At 52.8% G+C, this 14,758-nt stretch carries 12 protein-coding genes; 5 read left to right on the top strand and 7 right to left on the bottom strand.

Going from position 1 to position 14,758, the window contains the following annotated elements; translation table 11 throughout:
- Positions 1–13 precede the first annotated feature (13 nt).
- Positions 14–4,357: an Ig-like domain-containing protein gene (locus O5O45_RS24910; protein WP_305902019.1), complete on the top strand. Its 4,344-nt coding sequence runs from the start codon at positions 14–16 to the stop codon at positions 4,355–4,357.
- A gap of 52 nt (positions 4,358–4,409) precedes the next feature.
- Here O5O45_RS24910 and O5O45_RS24905 read toward each other — a convergent pair whose 3' ends face one another.
- The 4 genes from O5O45_RS24905 to udk all read right to left on the bottom strand — a co-directional run bounded on the left by O5O45_RS24905 (position 4,410) and on the right by udk (position 7,350).
- Positions 4,410–5,153 carry a hypothetical protein gene (locus O5O45_RS24905; RefSeq protein WP_305902018.1) on the bottom strand — a complete coding sequence of 248 codons (744 nt, stop codon included), beginning with the start codon at positions 5,151–5,153 and terminating at the stop codon, positions 4,410–4,412.
- The gene (locus O5O45_RS24900; RefSeq protein ID WP_305902017.1) at positions 5,140–6,072 is read right to left on the bottom strand and encodes an MbnB/TglH/ChrH family RiPP precursor modification enzyme; all 933 of its coding nucleotides are present in this window, start codon (positions 6,070–6,072) and stop codon (positions 5,140–5,142) included. The genes O5O45_RS24905 and O5O45_RS24900 overlap by 14 nt, the downstream gene beginning before the upstream one ends.
- 64 nt (positions 6,073–6,136) lie before the next feature.
- The gene (locus tag O5O45_RS24895; protein ID WP_305902016.1) at positions 6,137–6,499 is read right to left on the bottom strand and encodes a hypothetical protein; all 363 of its coding nucleotides are present in this window, start codon (positions 6,497–6,499) and stop codon (positions 6,137–6,139) included.
- Between the two features lie 224 nt (positions 6,500–6,723).
- Complete coding sequence (gene udk / locus O5O45_RS24890) at positions 6,724–7,350, bottom strand: uridine kinase (RefSeq protein ID WP_011394096.1); 627 nt, start codon at positions 7,348–7,350, stop codon at positions 6,724–6,726.
- Positions 7,351–7,661: 311 nt separating this feature from the next.
- Here udk and O5O45_RS24885 point away from each other — a divergent pair, with 311 nt between their 5' ends.
- The 4 genes from O5O45_RS24885 to O5O45_RS24870 all read left to right on the top strand — a co-directional run bounded on the left by O5O45_RS24885 (position 7,662) and on the right by O5O45_RS24870 (position 12,417).
- Entirely contained in the window at positions 7,662–8,987 is a 1,326-nt protein-coding gene (locus O5O45_RS24885; RefSeq protein WP_305902015.1) for a hypothetical protein, read from the top strand.
- A gap of 699 nt (positions 8,988–9,686) precedes the next feature.
- Positions 9,687–10,490 (top strand): rhodanese-like domain-containing protein, encoded by an 804-nt coding sequence (locus O5O45_RS24880; protein WP_305902014.1) that lies wholly within the window; start codon positions 9,687–9,689, stop codon positions 10,488–10,490.
- A 126-nt stretch (positions 10,491–10,616) separates the two neighbouring features.
- Entirely contained in the window at positions 10,617–11,933 is a 1,317-nt protein-coding gene (locus O5O45_RS24875) for a sulfite oxidase (protein WP_305902013.1), read from the top strand.
- A 154-nt stretch (positions 11,934–12,087) separates the two neighbouring features.
- Positions 12,088–12,417, top strand: coding sequence for a hypothetical protein (locus O5O45_RS24870; protein ID WP_305902012.1), 330 nt, complete (start codon positions 12,088–12,090; stop codon positions 12,415–12,417).
- Positions 12,418–12,445: 28 nt separating this feature from the next.
- Here O5O45_RS24870 and hypA read toward each other — a convergent pair whose 3' ends face one another.
- The 3 genes from hypA to O5O45_RS24855 are packed head-to-tail and all read right to left on the bottom strand — an operon-like array spanning position 12,446 to position 14,747.
- Positions 12,446–12,787 (bottom strand): hydrogenase maturation nickel metallochaperone HypA, encoded by a 342-nt coding sequence (gene hypA / locus O5O45_RS24865; RefSeq protein WP_305902011.1) that lies wholly within the window; start codon positions 12,785–12,787, stop codon positions 12,446–12,448.
- Complete coding sequence (locus tag O5O45_RS24860) at positions 12,780–13,256, bottom strand: hydrogenase maturation protease (protein WP_305902010.1); 477 nt, start codon at positions 13,254–13,256, stop codon at positions 12,780–12,782. Before O5O45_RS24860 ends, hypA begins: the two co-directional genes overlap by 8 nt.
- An 18-nt stretch (positions 13,257–13,274) precedes the next feature.
- A complete protein-coding gene (locus O5O45_RS24855; RefSeq protein ID WP_305902009.1) occupies positions 13,275–14,747 on the bottom strand; it encodes a Ni/Fe hydrogenase subunit alpha in 1,473 nt (490 codons plus the stop codon).
- Between the last annotated feature and the right edge of the window lie 11 nt (positions 14,748–14,758).

Raw genomic sequence — 14,758 nt, 5'->3', positions numbered from 1 at the left:
CAGGGAGTCAGTCATGCTTAAGAAATGCCTATCCTTTTTCTCATTATTGATATTACTGCTGTCGCTGTCCGCCTGCGGCGGCTCTTCCAGCTCGACGGACGACGCGCCGGCGACGGATGGCGGCGCGACGCCGACGGAACCTACAGACCCTACGGATCCTGGCTCGCCCACGCCGGGCGGCGACTCTGGCGCAGCGCCTAAAGTCAGCGCCGGCGGCAATCAGTATGCCGACCCCAATGTCGTGCTGTCTCTCGCAGGAACGGCGGAAGCGTTGGAAGGCGCTGAAATTGTAAGCACTACCTGGACTCAGGTGTCCGGGCCGACGGTTTATCTGTCCACGCCTAACAGCCTGAGCAATATGATTCTGGCTCCTGACGTCACTAAAACCCAGACTTTGAGTTTTAAACTGACGGCAAAGGACACCAAGGGCAAAGAAAGTTCGGATATCGCCAGTATTGTGGTGGAACCTCTCGCCAGTTTCGTGCGGGTGACCGGCTCCAGCGTTGATGAGGCGGCGGGTCAGGCGACTTTGAAACTGATCCTGAACAGAGCCTCTAATGAGCCGGTCACGGTGCAATACATGACCCAGGATGGCGCCGCCGCCAGTGGCGTGGATTATGTCGCCGCTTCCGGCTCTGTCACCTTCGAGCCCGGAGAGACCGAGAAGGCGATCGCCATTGAAATCATTGATGACGAAGATGAAGAAGCGGACGAGCCCTTTACCGTTCGTATTACCGCCACGGAAAATGGCGTGGTCGCTTCGGCAGTGGGCACGGTGGTCATTCGTAATGGAATGGATACCGCGCCGGAACTGAAAGAACAGAATATCGCCTTTGTTTCCGCCGGCCCTTTAACCGGTTTGATCGGCGCCAGCCTCACTAATGTGATCGACGAGGAGTCGGCGCCAGGCAGCGGCGCAGTCACTTATGCGACCGCTGACGAAAGTATCGCAACCGTGGATATTTCCTCCGGCGTAGTGCAACTGAAGTCCGCAGGCTCTACCGTGATTACCGCCGTCAAGGCGGCGGATTCTGAATACAAAGCGGCGCAGGCGACGTATACCGTTGTCGCTGAAAAGCGGCCTGGCGCGGTTACTTTCGCAACCCCTGGGCCATACGCTGTCGCTTATGAGGATACCTTCACTAACATCGCAACAGGCATTGGCTCTGGCGAAGTGCGCTACGCATCCAGCAATACGTCCGTCGCCAGCGTCACTTCAGGCGGCGTCGTGACGATTGTGGGAGTGGGAAGCGCCGTCATTACCTCCACGCAGTTGGCGGATGATGTCTATCTGGAGGCGACCGCCACCTACGCTATAGAAGCGGACAGAAAAAAACTGGATCTGTCTTTCAAAGACGTTGGCCCCGTGGCGGGCGTGATTGGCGGAACTTATACCAATACGTTGTTGGGTAATAAAGGCTCTGGAGCGCTGACTTATTCCAGCGACAATACCGAGGTCGCCACCGTGAATGCTGAAACAGGCCTTGTGTCGTTCGTTGGCGAGGGCAATGCGCATATTTCGGTAGTCAGAGCGGATGATGATCTCTATAAAGCGACGACGACCACTTACTCGGTTTCGGTGGGTAGAAAAATCCAGAGTATTGCGTTCGTAAATCCCGGGCCAGTAGAAGGAGTCTATGGGGAAACCGTTAATAATCCAGTCGCAGAAGGCGCTCCTGGCAGCGGCGCCGTAACATACTCTTCCAGCAATAGCTCTGTGGCTTCCGTTAACAGCGAAAGCGGCGTTGTACAACTTGTTGGCGCCGGCTCTGCTGTGATTACGGCGGAAAAGGCGGGCGACGCCGTCTATAGCAGCGCAATCGCCAAGTACACCCTGACTGTCAACAAGAAGGCTCAGACGCTTTCGTTAAGAAACCCAGGGCCTATCGAAACCAATGTTGGCAACATCGTGACCAATGGCGTGACTGTGGTTGAGGGTGGCACTGGCGCGTTGTCGTACAGCGCTGATGCGGAAACGGCGATCGAACTGGACAGGGAAACCGGTGAAGTGCACGCCGTCAGCGTAGGCGAAGCCCAGATCACCGTCACCAAAGCTGGCGACGCCAACTATAATGCGGCTTCCGTGAGCTATAAGGTTATTGTTGGCAAAGGCGTGCAGAGCATCGCCTTTACGACGCCGGGCCCCGTAGAGTCCATCTATGGCGACACCTACACTAACGTGATTACCGGCGGGGCTCCAGGTTCAGGCGCTATTACATATGCTTCCAGTAACGAAAGCATTGCGACGATAAATAGCGCTACAGGCGAAGTGACAATGGTCGGTGTCGGCAGCGTGGTGATTACCGCCACCAAGGCGGCGGACGCCAACTATGAGAGCGCGGAAGCCAGCTACACCATCAATGTGGCGAAGAAGACGCCTGCCCTTACTTTCGGCAGCGCAGGTCCATTGAGCCTGACTATTGGAGAGACCCTGACCAATGCAGCCACCAGTACGTCTACTGGTGCAGTGACCTATAGCGTTGGTGATTCCGCCATTGCGTCAGTCGATGCGGAAAGCGGTCTGGTAACGGCGCTGGGTGTTGGAAGCACATCTATTATGGCGACACAGGCGGGGGATACGAATCACAACGCCGCCAGCGCCAAATATTCGCTGAATGTCAGCAAGAAAACGCAAACCATCTCCTTCACGCAGCCAGGCCCTCTGGATGGCGTTTATGGCGGTTCTCTGACTAATGCCATCAAAGACGGCGCGCCAGGAACCGGCGCAGTTCTTTACGCTTCCAGCAATACCAGCGTTGCAACGGTCAATAGCGAAACCGCTGTAGTGCAATTTGTGGGGGTCGGAACGGCGACGATCACCGCTACTAAGGAAGCGGACGCGACCTATGAAGCCGCCACCGCCAGCTATACGATTACAGTGGCCAAGAAGGACCAGGTGATTGCTTTCTTGGATGCGGGGCCGGTATACGCATACGTAGAAGACGCCGTCAATAACCCCGCTTCCACCGTCGAGGGCGGAGTGGGCGTTATCACATACAGCGTTGATAATGCAGATGTGGCTATCGCCGCCGCAGGTGACGGCGTATTCAACATCGTTGGGATTGGCGACGCTGTAGTAACTGCGACCAAAGCCGGAGATGCAAATCATAATCCTGTGTCGCTTGAATACAGAATCTCTGCGATAGAGACTGGCGTAGGCGCCGCCGCTTTTGTGGGTGCAACAAATACGCAGGTACAGCTGACTTATGGCGCAGACAGTTCTGTCAGCGACCTGTCGCTAATCAGTTCTACCGACGCAGGGTGCGACATCGCCAATTACAGTCTGTGTGAAAATGGCGCTATGACGCTGATTAATAGCGATACCGTGACGGAGAATGCGGCTTTGCTCGACAGAACCGCCTATTACTGGTTGTTGCATGGCGAAAGAAGTGGTTCGTCAGCCACTATTGAACCAGGAATCGGGGACTCAGGGAGTGAAGGGGAGACTGTGCGCGCCGCTCTTCCGCGTCGCTATGATCATCAGACTGTTGAGTTCAATGGGTCTCTGTGGATGATTGGCGGAATGGCGTATGACGGTGAAGTCACTGTAGCCAATGCTGAGGTTTGGAATTCTACCGATGGCGTATTTTGGACCCGGAGAGCGATTATTGAGTCAGGAGGGATGAGCAAGCACAAGGCCGTTGTTTTCGACGGTAAGCTGTTTGTTTATAACGAAGGTGTGATTTGGTACTCCTCTGATGGCGTAACTTGGCAAAAGCACTCCCTTACGCCTGCGTTTGGAGTCAGGGAAGCGCAAGGATTTGCAGTGTTTCAGGGGGCATTGTGGTCTATCGGCTATGCTTCCGGGGATGACTTCCCCTCTATGTGGAGAAGCATCGATGGATTTGAGTGGATATTGCAAGGTGACATCGAAGGTGTGAGCTTGCGCAGCGACTACCAAATGGCTGTAAATAATGATCAGCTATGGCTGGTGGCGGATGCTGTAGGAGGCAGATTGCTGCAAAACGATGTGTGGGCCTCTACCGATGGCGTTAACTGGACGCCAATCCTGGCGGTGGGTGAGGCCCCCTTCAGCGGTAGGACAAACCACACTTTATTTGCGCACGATGGGAAGCTATGGATTATCGCCGGTCAGGGTTATGAGTTCGCCGTGTTCAACGACATTTGGACATCCGTAGATGGTAAAACGTGGACGTCTATAGATGCTCCCGCCGTTACTGCAAGATTTTCCCATCAGGCGGTCGTCTTCGGTGGGCGGCTATGGGTATTTGGCGGAAGATCCAGTCCAACGGAAATGGTTCCTCTCGGCGATACGTGGCGCTCAGAAGATGGTAGTAACTGGCGTAGATTGGTGAGGGCAAAATTCTCGTTCTTGACGGAACCTACGCCTATGTAATCCCAAGGTTTGTTACCTTCAATAAACGCCGGCCTAGCGCCGGCGTTTTCGTTTAAACCAATCGTAAAGCCCGTTCGGAGACCAATCTTTCCACCACACGAATATTATGCGGTCCTTTCTCCAGCAGACTGTCCAGAGACTGCGGTGTCGCGCATTGATGTAGTACGCCTTTTTCCATTGCGGTGGCGGCGCGCCAGTATTTCTTAACGCCAGGCCCCACCAGAACCGGGTGGGCGCCGTCGACGGTGGGCAGAGGTTGATTCAATATCAGGGCGCAGAGCAGCTTTTCAGGCGCAGCCGGGAACTCGACCAATTGTGACATGGGGGCGATGACGACAGAAAAGTTGCGACAACGGTTGCTGTTCGTTTCCATGGGGCTGACGGGAGAAAGCCGATATTCGTGAATCGCCTTCAGAGCGCATTCGAACACGGTTAGAGCCTGTAGCAGAGGGTCCGCCGTGTGCTCGCAGATAAAAGTTTTGAACGCCATCGCCTCAGGTACGAAATAAAGTGAACGGCAAGGCGTGGCGCAAATGTACTCCTCCACCAACGCTTGTAACTGTAGCCGCTCAAGCAGGCGTAAGGTCAGTGGCGCGGCGATTTGCAACCTGGCTTTACGCCACCATTTCTGCACGTCACAGGTGACTTGAAATCCCTTGGACTCACTGAGTTCATGCAACCAGGCGCGTTCTGCTTCATTTAGATCCAAACGCTTGCAGTCCAGTTTCTCGGGACAAGCGGAAGTGTGGGAGTGAATCATTTCCACCATTGCTATTTGCAGATCATGTAACGGCATAGCGGCGTTCCTCTTTTACTGGCTGGCGATGACGCAGCCAGATTTCCCGAGCTGTTTGCAGTTGTTGCTGAACGCCCCGCTCGCCGACGATATCCAGCGCCTGCTCCAGCAATTCATAAATAATGGCGTTGGCGTTAGGCGCGCGCTGCAGGGTCCAGTCCAATAACTCCCACACTGGCTGCGGCGTTTCGTCGCTGTGCACGTCCAGCTGCAGGCCTTCGTGGATTGCCCCGCCCGCCACATGAATCTCCACCACCTTACTCAGGTCAAGACGCCCCAGTGCTTCATAAATATCAAATCCGAAATTGGCGGCATTGCAGTAAAGGTTATAGAGGTCCAGCAAAAGGCCGCAGGAGGTCCGCTCAGTGATGCGGTTGAGAAATTCGATCTCGTCTATGCCTGCGTCGTTTGGCATATTGGGGAGATAATAAGTGGTGTTCTCCAATAGAAATGGAGTTTGGTAACGCTGCTGGATCGCCTTTATTCGCGGACAGATGATGTCCAATGCCTCTTCCGTAAACGGTACGGGCAATTGCACGCCAGCGTGCAAATCGACGCCATCCGCTGTGCGTATTTGCAGAAATCCCAGGTGTTCGCTGTGCCAGGGAAATGGCTGCACGTCCGCAAAGTCATCCAGAATACGGATGTAGTCTTGATTCCAACCGCTGGCTGAGCCTATCGACAGGCCGAGGCCATGCACCACTACGGGATACAGTCGACACCATTCGATGACTGCGCTGAGCCGATCAGGGCTAAAGCCGGTGCGTCGTTGGGCTCCGTCCCAATACTCCTGGCACAGGATGTCCGGACTGACTTCAATAAAGTCGATCATGTCCTCACAGCCGCGTAGAAGAGGAATAAACTCCGGCTGATAGTTAATGCCGACGCCCAACTTGGGCAAAGAGGATAAAGCTTTCATGGCAAAGGCTCCGGCTGCTGTCCCGCCGGCCCGGCAGTCCCGGACCGGCCGAAGTAATTGGCGCTTATCCGCCATACAGAGTGACGTTGACAGGAATCTTGGATTGAATTTTTACAACAGGATCCAATCCCAGACGCAGATCCAGGCCGACTAACCCGCAGGTAGGACAGCCTGACTGGTTCAAAATCTGCTCCAGAATATTCTGCAAGTCCCAAATGCTGACTTCGTACTGCGGATCGAATGAGGCGCTGACAGTTTTGCGGTCGCGGGATACGCCGCTGTCGTCCGCGGCGGAAGCGACGCCTGAAAAACTAGTGATAGAGGCTGCGCCGGTCACCAACGCGGCATTGCGAAGGAAGGTGCGGCGATCGCTTTCGCTGGCTTGTGGACGAGTGCTTGCGGATACATCGTTCGTTGTGTCGGACATCGTGTCTCTCCTTTGCGGTTGTATTGTCAGGCGGGGGCGGACGTAAAGCGGAGACTCCCGCTTAACAACCCCTGAAGACAGAGCTTAAACCCGGAGCGATATGCGGGCAGCGCAATGCGGCGCAAAGGAATTGTGAAATACTCACGTTTGAGACTGGCGAGAGGAAGATAAAGTTGGCGTTAGGACCCGTTGGCGTCGCCGACACGACAACGGATCCTTCAAAATCAAGCGAGTAGCTGCTTGATGCGGGCTTTCAGCATCTCAATGGCGACGCGGTTTTTGCCGCCTTTGGGGACGATAATGTCAGCGTATTGCTTAGTGGGTTCTACAAACTCAAGAAACATGGGGCGGACAGTGGATTTGTACTGTTTGATGACCGACTCCATGGTCCTGCCACGCTCTTCTATATCGCGCTGCAAACGTCGCAGCAGGCAGATATCCAGAGGCGTGTCGACGAAAATACTGGTGTCCAGGCGACTGCGGATATTTTTATCCGACAGCAGCAGAATGCCTTCAATGATGATGACCCGACGCGGCTCCATGGAGATCGAGTCTTTAGCTCGGTTGTGCTCTTTGTAGTCATAGACCGGCACATCAATGGCGCGCTTTTCCTTGAGCTGGTCCATGTGGCGCACTAACAGGCCGTGGTCGAATGCGGACGGATGATCGTAATTGGTCTTCAGCCTTTCCTCCATGGAAAGGTGGGTTTGGTCCTTGTAGTAAGAATCTTCTTTGATAATGCCGATGTGGTGGGCGCCGACTTCTTCTTTCAGTTCGTCATAGATTGTGACGGATAAAAGGCTCTTGCCGGATGCGGAGGCTCCGGTGATGCCAATAAAAATGGGAGACATGCAGGAAATATCCAAATGTGGTCAGACCCGCCTAGTTTAATGCCTTGCTCCTGAACTGTCATGAACAGGGTCAATATTCCTGCCATCTTCCTTGTGTGCGGCATAGGGTTCGCCCCAGGTTATAGCCTGTCGTTTTAACGTGTAAATTAAGCGCTGCAGAGATAAGTTATATAAAAAACAATGTGATACGCCGGATCTGGCGTCCTTCCAGAGACTGCTTTCTCGCAGTCCGTCACAACCCATTCATCTCTGCAGATCTATGGCGAAGGCACTATTTCGCTATGCAATTATCAAGGAAATATGGAGTTTATATGATATCGACGAATCCCAAGAAACCGTTCGCTTACCTGGCTGCAGCCGCACTTTCCACATTTGTTGCTGCGCCTGCTATGGCGGCGCCTGCGCCGACACCTCATCATTTCGTTATTGAACAGGATTTTGAATTAGGCATGAGGACTTATGACCCTATCGTTATTGATGGCGTGACGGTTTTTCGCTGGTGGGGAAATCCCAGTAATCCTTCAGTGAGCAATGAAAGGCCGAAGGACGGGAACTATTCAATGAAGTTTGAGTATAAGAGTACTCCTGATGCTGTAGATTCAAGCTCAGAGCAGCGCTTTGAAATACCTGCTGGAACCTCTGAATTGACGATTCAGTATGATCTATTTATCCCAGAAAACTTCTATCATCGAACACAAGATCACGTGGCTGATGCGAATAAAAGGCAAGATAATAATAAATTTTTAGTATTGTGGTCTGGTATATACAGCTCTTATGAGTCTAATAACTCTGCAGCTTTCGAGTATCACCCATCACTACTGCAGGAAGGCGCTTCTAAACTGGATTACCACCTTGGGCCAGGAAAGTATGATGATAATCATAAGTGGCCAACTACAGACCATATCATAGATTTATCTGATGCAGGGCAATGGGTTAACTATAAGGTTCATGTTAAGTTTTCAGAAGAAGGGAAAAGTAATGGAGAAATAACTTGGTGGAAAAATGGTAGTGTTTACTATGCTGTATCAGGCTTGAATAATTATTCTGGATTCGGAAATTATATAGACAAAGGTTATCTTCTCGGGTGGTCAAATAGTGGATTTTCCGAAGAAACAGTATTCTATTTGGATAACCTGAGAATAGACGTTTACGATTACATATACAAAAATACAACTCTATTTAAACTCCCGCAAGAGAAATATACAAGCTATGATCTCGCTCAAGACAAGGGGGTGGCTGAAGATAGATATGATGATTTAGGCATTAAACTAACAGGAAATGCTTGGAAGAAAATTGAAGCGCCATACACTATCACACCTGACACAGTCTTGGAGTTTGATTATGTCGGTGATGTGGAAGCTGAGATTGAAGCAATCGGCTTTGCTAATACAAACTACTATAATAAAAATGCAACATTTAAACTCTCTGGCACTCAAAATGCTGAAGCCGGTATTCGTGACTTCGATAACTACCCTAACGATAAGAAGGTAAAGCACTATGAAATACCTGTCGGCGAATACCTTAGTGGTGAATACCGGTATCTAACCTTTATCCGTGATAACGACGTAGCGTCACCAACAGGCTATAGTTTATTCAGTAATATTAGGTTTTACGAAAAAGAAACCACGAACAACTAAACGCGCACTATACAGCTTGAGTTGTTTAATCTGAAAAAGTATGGCGGGCTGACTTGTGTTTTGTCGGCCATCAAGCTTGGCGTTAGCCATACATAAACAAAAGCGCCTCTGATGTTGGTGTTTAGCCTGCGTCAGAGGCGCTTTTTCAATGTTGGGAATAACGTGGGAAATCGATGAAAAACAGGTAGTAGTGTAAAGAAATGTTTCAGAATTGATTTAAATGTTACTTAACAGTGTTAATCTCAATAAATTCGGTTATTTCTGTTGATCTGCACGCATCAATTGTTTTATTAATGTTCGCCACGAAGTATCACGTTAGATGACGTGGCTTCGCTTCTCTGCAATCATAACGGATGCGTGCAGCTCTGTGAGCGGCGCGCTTTTTATTAATGGAAAACGAGGATATAGATGGACTTGCCCATGGACAGAATACTCTCGACCTTGTCCCTGACCTGTTTCGCTCACTCAAGCTTCTCCAGATTGACCATTTAGCCCGTAAGGCTATCTTGGACTCACTGCGGTTCGGATAATTCTCCGGCGTTTTCGCTGCGCAGACGCAGAGTCTGTGCGGGTATTGCTACGCAAAATGCGCCGCTCCAACGCTTTGAGGAAAGCAAGCCTGACGATTCGCCTGTTCGCGCTTGATGTTTGCAAACATAAGTTCGGTATAAACAGCTTTATAACAAAGGACGTCATAAGATGTTTACATGTTCGCCACGCAATCTGGCATATATTGTATTTCTTCTTTTCACTCTCTCGGCCCATGCGGAAGAAGACGAGTTTCCCGGTCGTCGCCAATATCCGGCCGTAGACTTCATTGAACTCCAGGAGTTCTATCAGCAGTTGGCTGCTGGCGAAATCGTCGCCGTCGACGTACGCACGGACTATGAGTACAACACGCTGCACATAAAGGGCGCTTTCAACGTCTCATACACATCCCACAACTTCGCCGAAGAAATGCAGGCGCTGCAGAAGCAGCATCCCGGCAAGAAGCTGGCGTTATATTGCAACGGTAAAACCTGTCTCAAATCCTATAAAGCCGCCAGTAAATGCCGCAAATACGGCATTGAGAACGTCATCGTCTACGACGCTGGAGTGTTTGATTACGCCAAAGCGTATCCGCAAGACACCAACCTGTTTGGCGAAATCCTGGGCGATCCTGGACGGCTTATCGGCAAGGACAAACTCAAGGCGCACACGATCACCGTGGCGGAGTTTGAAGATAAAATCATTAAAACCGATGGCATTGTCCTGGATGTACGCGACAAGCAGCAAAGAGAAGGCATCGCCATCTTTTTCATGCGTGAAAAGCGCGCGCCTTTGGACCGTCCGGATTTGATCGACCGTTACATTAATCAGGCGAAGAAACGTAACGTGCCGCTGTTGATCTACGATCAAGCGGGCAAGCAGATCCGGTGGCTGCAGTACTATCTGGAGAAGCAGAACGTGTCTTCCTACTACTTCATGGCCGGAGGAATCGACGAATACTATAAAACGCTCTAGGCGGACCAGACCGGCCGTGCGGAAAAGCCTTCCTGGCGTTTTCCGCGCCGCTTGAGCGTAAATGAGCGTCGCTTCCAATTAATAAAACCACCCTAGGCAAGGGACATAAAAAAGTGAGGAACCACCATGACGGATGATAAGAAAGAACGGGGGCTGTATGAGTTGTACGCGGACGATCCAGAGCGCGCGGATTATCTGGTGTTTGGGCGACGCGCTCACTCTGATCGACGCGGTTTTCTGAAAGGCGCCGGCCTGGGCGCTATGGGGGCGATGCTGGGAATGGCGATTCCTTTTCATCGTAACTTTCCCTCTGGGCTGATACCCGCCGCCATGGCGGAAGATACGGAAATTGGTCTGTTCAGCGGTAAAGACGGACTGACTCTGTTGAATGACCGCCCAATCAACGCTGAAACCCCTGCTCACCTGCTTGATGACGCTGTCACTCCCACCAGCCGACATTTTGTCCGTAATAATGGCGTTGTGCCGGATATCGCACGTCGTATGGACGCGTCTGACTGGAAACTGACTATCGACGGTGAAGTGGAGAAAGTGCTGGAATTGACGTTGGACGAACTCAAGTCCAAGTTCAAGCCGGTCACGTTGAAGCTGCAACTGGAGTGCGGCGGCAATGGACGCGCGGCGTTCAATCCTCCGGCGAAAGGCAATCAATGGACAGTGGGCGCTATCGGCAACGCAGAGTGGACTGGGGTGCGTTATGCGGATCTGTTGAAGGCGGCGGGTGTTAAGCCGTCAGCAATTTACACTGCGCATCATAGTCTGGACGGGCATCTGTCCGGCGATCCCAGCAAAACCCCGATCTCCAGAGGCGTGCCCATTTCCAAGGCGATGGACCCTCACTCCATCATCGCCTATGCGATGAACGGCGAGCCTCTGCCGGCGTTACATGGCTTCCCTGTGCGTACGATCTGTCCGGGCTGGCCGGGCTCCACCTCGCAAAAATGGTTGAGCCGAATCCAGTTGCGGGATGTGGTGCATGACGGCCCCAAAATGACTGGATCTTCCTATCGCGTGCCAAAATTCCCTGTGGCGCCAGGAACGCATGTCGCGGACGAGGACTACCAAATCATTGAGTCCATGCCGGTCAAATCCCTGATCACCACGCCGCAGACCAGCCAGACCATCAAGACGCGCACCCTGAAAGTGCACGGTCATGCCTGGGCGGGGGATAATGTGGTCAAGCGCATGGACATCTCTTATGACTTCGGCGTTACCTGGGTGCAGGCGGACCTGAAAGCGCCACCCAATCCCTTCTCTTGGCAGGAGTGGTATGCGGAAGTGACTTTCCCAACCCGCGGCTACTACGAAATCTGGGCCAGAGCCACGGATGACAAAGGTAACATGCAGCCTTTCGCTGTGAACTGGAATCCGAAAGGGTACCTGAACAACAGCATGCACCGTATTGCGGTGATCGTGGACGTTTGATCCGGGATAGTGGTTAGCGTCCAATGATGTTTGGATGCTGACATAAGCGCCCTGGCTTTTCTCTCATTGGAAAGAAGAGCCAGCGGCGTGCTTATGTAACCCTGGTTAACCCAGATATTTACGTCTTTAATCCTCCTCAAAAAGAGGAAAAACCATGACAATAAAAACGCTGACTCCTCTCTTCTTCGCCAGCGCATTGAGCCTGACGACTTATGCAAGCGGCGCGGAGTCTCCATTCGGCGCCGACTGGCCGGAAGGCCCTGGATCGCAGGAAGCCGGCGCGTTGTGCGGCGCCTGTCATTCTCTCGCGCTGGTGAAACAGCAGGGGCTGAGCAAAGAAAGCTGGGATGAAGTGCTTACCTGGATGCAGGAAGAACAGGGCATGCCGGAACTCAATGCGGAATTACGCAACCTGATTCTGGAGTACCTGTCGACGAACTTTAATCCAGAAACTCACGCCCAGCGTCGCAACAACGCTCCATGAGCTTGCTGATACTTCGCTGGAGTTAGGTTTATTCCACCTCTACGCCGCGCACGCGCACTTCCATGCCGGCGGTGACTTGTACGCCAAACCCACCGCAATGAGCGCAGGGATCGTAGAGTTGGTGGAGTGGGGTGGCCTGGCGGCAGTGTGGGCATTGGCCTGCGCCGGGTATGGAGAGATATTCCAGCGTGGCGTTTTCAACAACCGTGCCTTTGGCGACGGCGCTGAAGCAGAAGTCCATGGCGCTGGTTTCGACATGTGACAGTTCGCCGATCTCCAGTACGATTTTGACCACTCGTTGAAAACCTTCCTTTGCCGCGCTGTCCTCAATCAGTTGCACGACGTTCTCCATGATCGACAACTCATGCATGACCGTGAATTTTCTCTCTGCTCTGCAACCAGCTCGCCAGATAGTCGAAAGCCTGATTGAGGTTATGTTGCGCTTCGGGCGATAGCGCTTCTTCGAAGTGATCGAAAGCATAACCGCGAATGCCCATCAGGAAGGCTTCCGTGTTGGCGCTAAACAAGGTGCGGGACAGGGTCACAACCGCTTGCGGCGACAGCACATGGCTGCTCATGGGACACTCGTCGTCCGCTTCGATTTGCTGAAGAAAAAAAGGTTTGCCGCCGCGCAGGCTGGCGTCGATAAACACGACCTGCTGAAAACGACTTAGTTCCAGGGCGTCTTCCACCGTGAGCTGGTAATTGGTTTCCACGGTGACGCCAGCCAGATTGAGTTCCGCAATGCGATCCGCGCAGGCGGGACCGAGTCCGTCGTCCTGGCGGCCGGGATTGCCGTAACCGATGATCAGAGTGGATAAGTTTATTTCCTTGTTCATAACAGGGTTCCTGAGGCCTTAGTCTGACGGGACATCTTGTCCCATGTGCTGGCTATTGCTGTGTATAAGCGCGCCATCGGCGTCGAATAGCTCCACCGTCAGCGGCATCTGTCCCAGGGCGTGAGTGGCGCAGGACAGGCAGGGGTCATAGGCGCGTACGGCGACTTCCACATGGTTCAGCATGCCTTCTGTGATGCGCTTTTTACCCCCCAGATATTTTTTCGCCACATCCGTGACAGCCCGGTTCATGCCGTTATTGTTGTGAGTGGTGGAGACGATCAGGTTGCAGTATGTGATCTGATCGTTTTTGTCGACTTTGTAGTGGTGGAATAAAGAGCCGCGCGGCGCTTCGATAACGCCGACGCCCTCTTCCCGCCGTTCTCCGGTGACCCGCAGATCGGCGCCTTGCAGATCCGGGTCCAGCAGCAGCTCGTGAATCTTTTCCACGCAATGCAGTACTTCAATCATTCGCGCCCAGTGATAGGCCAGGCTCATATGGTTGGGCTTATCGTGGGTCAACGCTCGGAATTCCTTATGCTCGGCGTTCGCCAGGGGCGTATCGATAAAGGCGACGTTGTTCAAGCGGGACAAGGGGCCGACGCGATACCAGCCATCCAGCGCGCCGCGACTTTTTATGAAGGGAAATTTCATGTACGACCAGGGCCGCACTTCTTCCATGATGTAGTCATTGAAGTCCTGATAATCGACGTGATCGAAAATAATATTGCCGGCGGCGTCAGTGGCGCGCAGGCCGCCGTGATACAGATCCAGCGCTCCGTCTTCGCGCACCAGGGACAAATGGCTGGAGTTGAAGTTGGCGAATTTCTCCACCTGAGTCAGGTGTTCAAGCGTGTAACCCTTGGCGACGTCCACCGCGCCTTTGGCCCAGACTTTCATCTGCTCAATGTCCTGCAATAGCAGATCTCTTTCCTGCAGAGACAGATTCTTGTTTATGCCGCCGGGGATGGCGCCGGTGCCGTGAATTTTCTTGCCGGCGGTATGCAGAATCACCTCCTGGCCGTATTTGCGCATCAGCACGCCCTGTTTGGCCAGATCGGGAAACTCTTTGATAACGTTGAAAATATTACGCTTGCCGCGAGGCGCATCGAAACCAAATAACAGATCCGGCGAACTCAGGTGAAAGAAATGCAGCACGTTGCTTTGCATGACCTGACCGTAGTGCATCAGACGACGCATTTTCTCCGCTGTCGGCGGCAGTACGTCAGCGCCGACGATCATATCCATCGCCTTGGCGGCGGCGATGTGGTGGCTGACCGGGCAAATGCCGCACAGGCGCTGTACGATCACTGGCGCCTCCCATAGCAGGCGCCCGCGAATGAAACGCTCAAAGCCGCGAAACTCCACAATATGCAGGCGGGCCTCCGCCACATTATTATCGTCATCCAGGTGAATGGTGACCTTGCCGTGACCTTCCACGCGGGTGACCGGTTCGATTTCCACAATGCGGGTTTTGGGCTTATCAAGATTCATCTGCGCCAGTC

This window comes from Hahella sp. HNIBRBA332, assembly GCF_030719035.1.
In the GTDB taxonomy this organism is placed as follows: domain Bacteria; phylum Pseudomonadota; class Gammaproteobacteria; order Pseudomonadales; family Oleiphilaceae; genus Hahella.
This window is presented reverse-complemented; position numbering and strand designations above follow the sequence as displayed.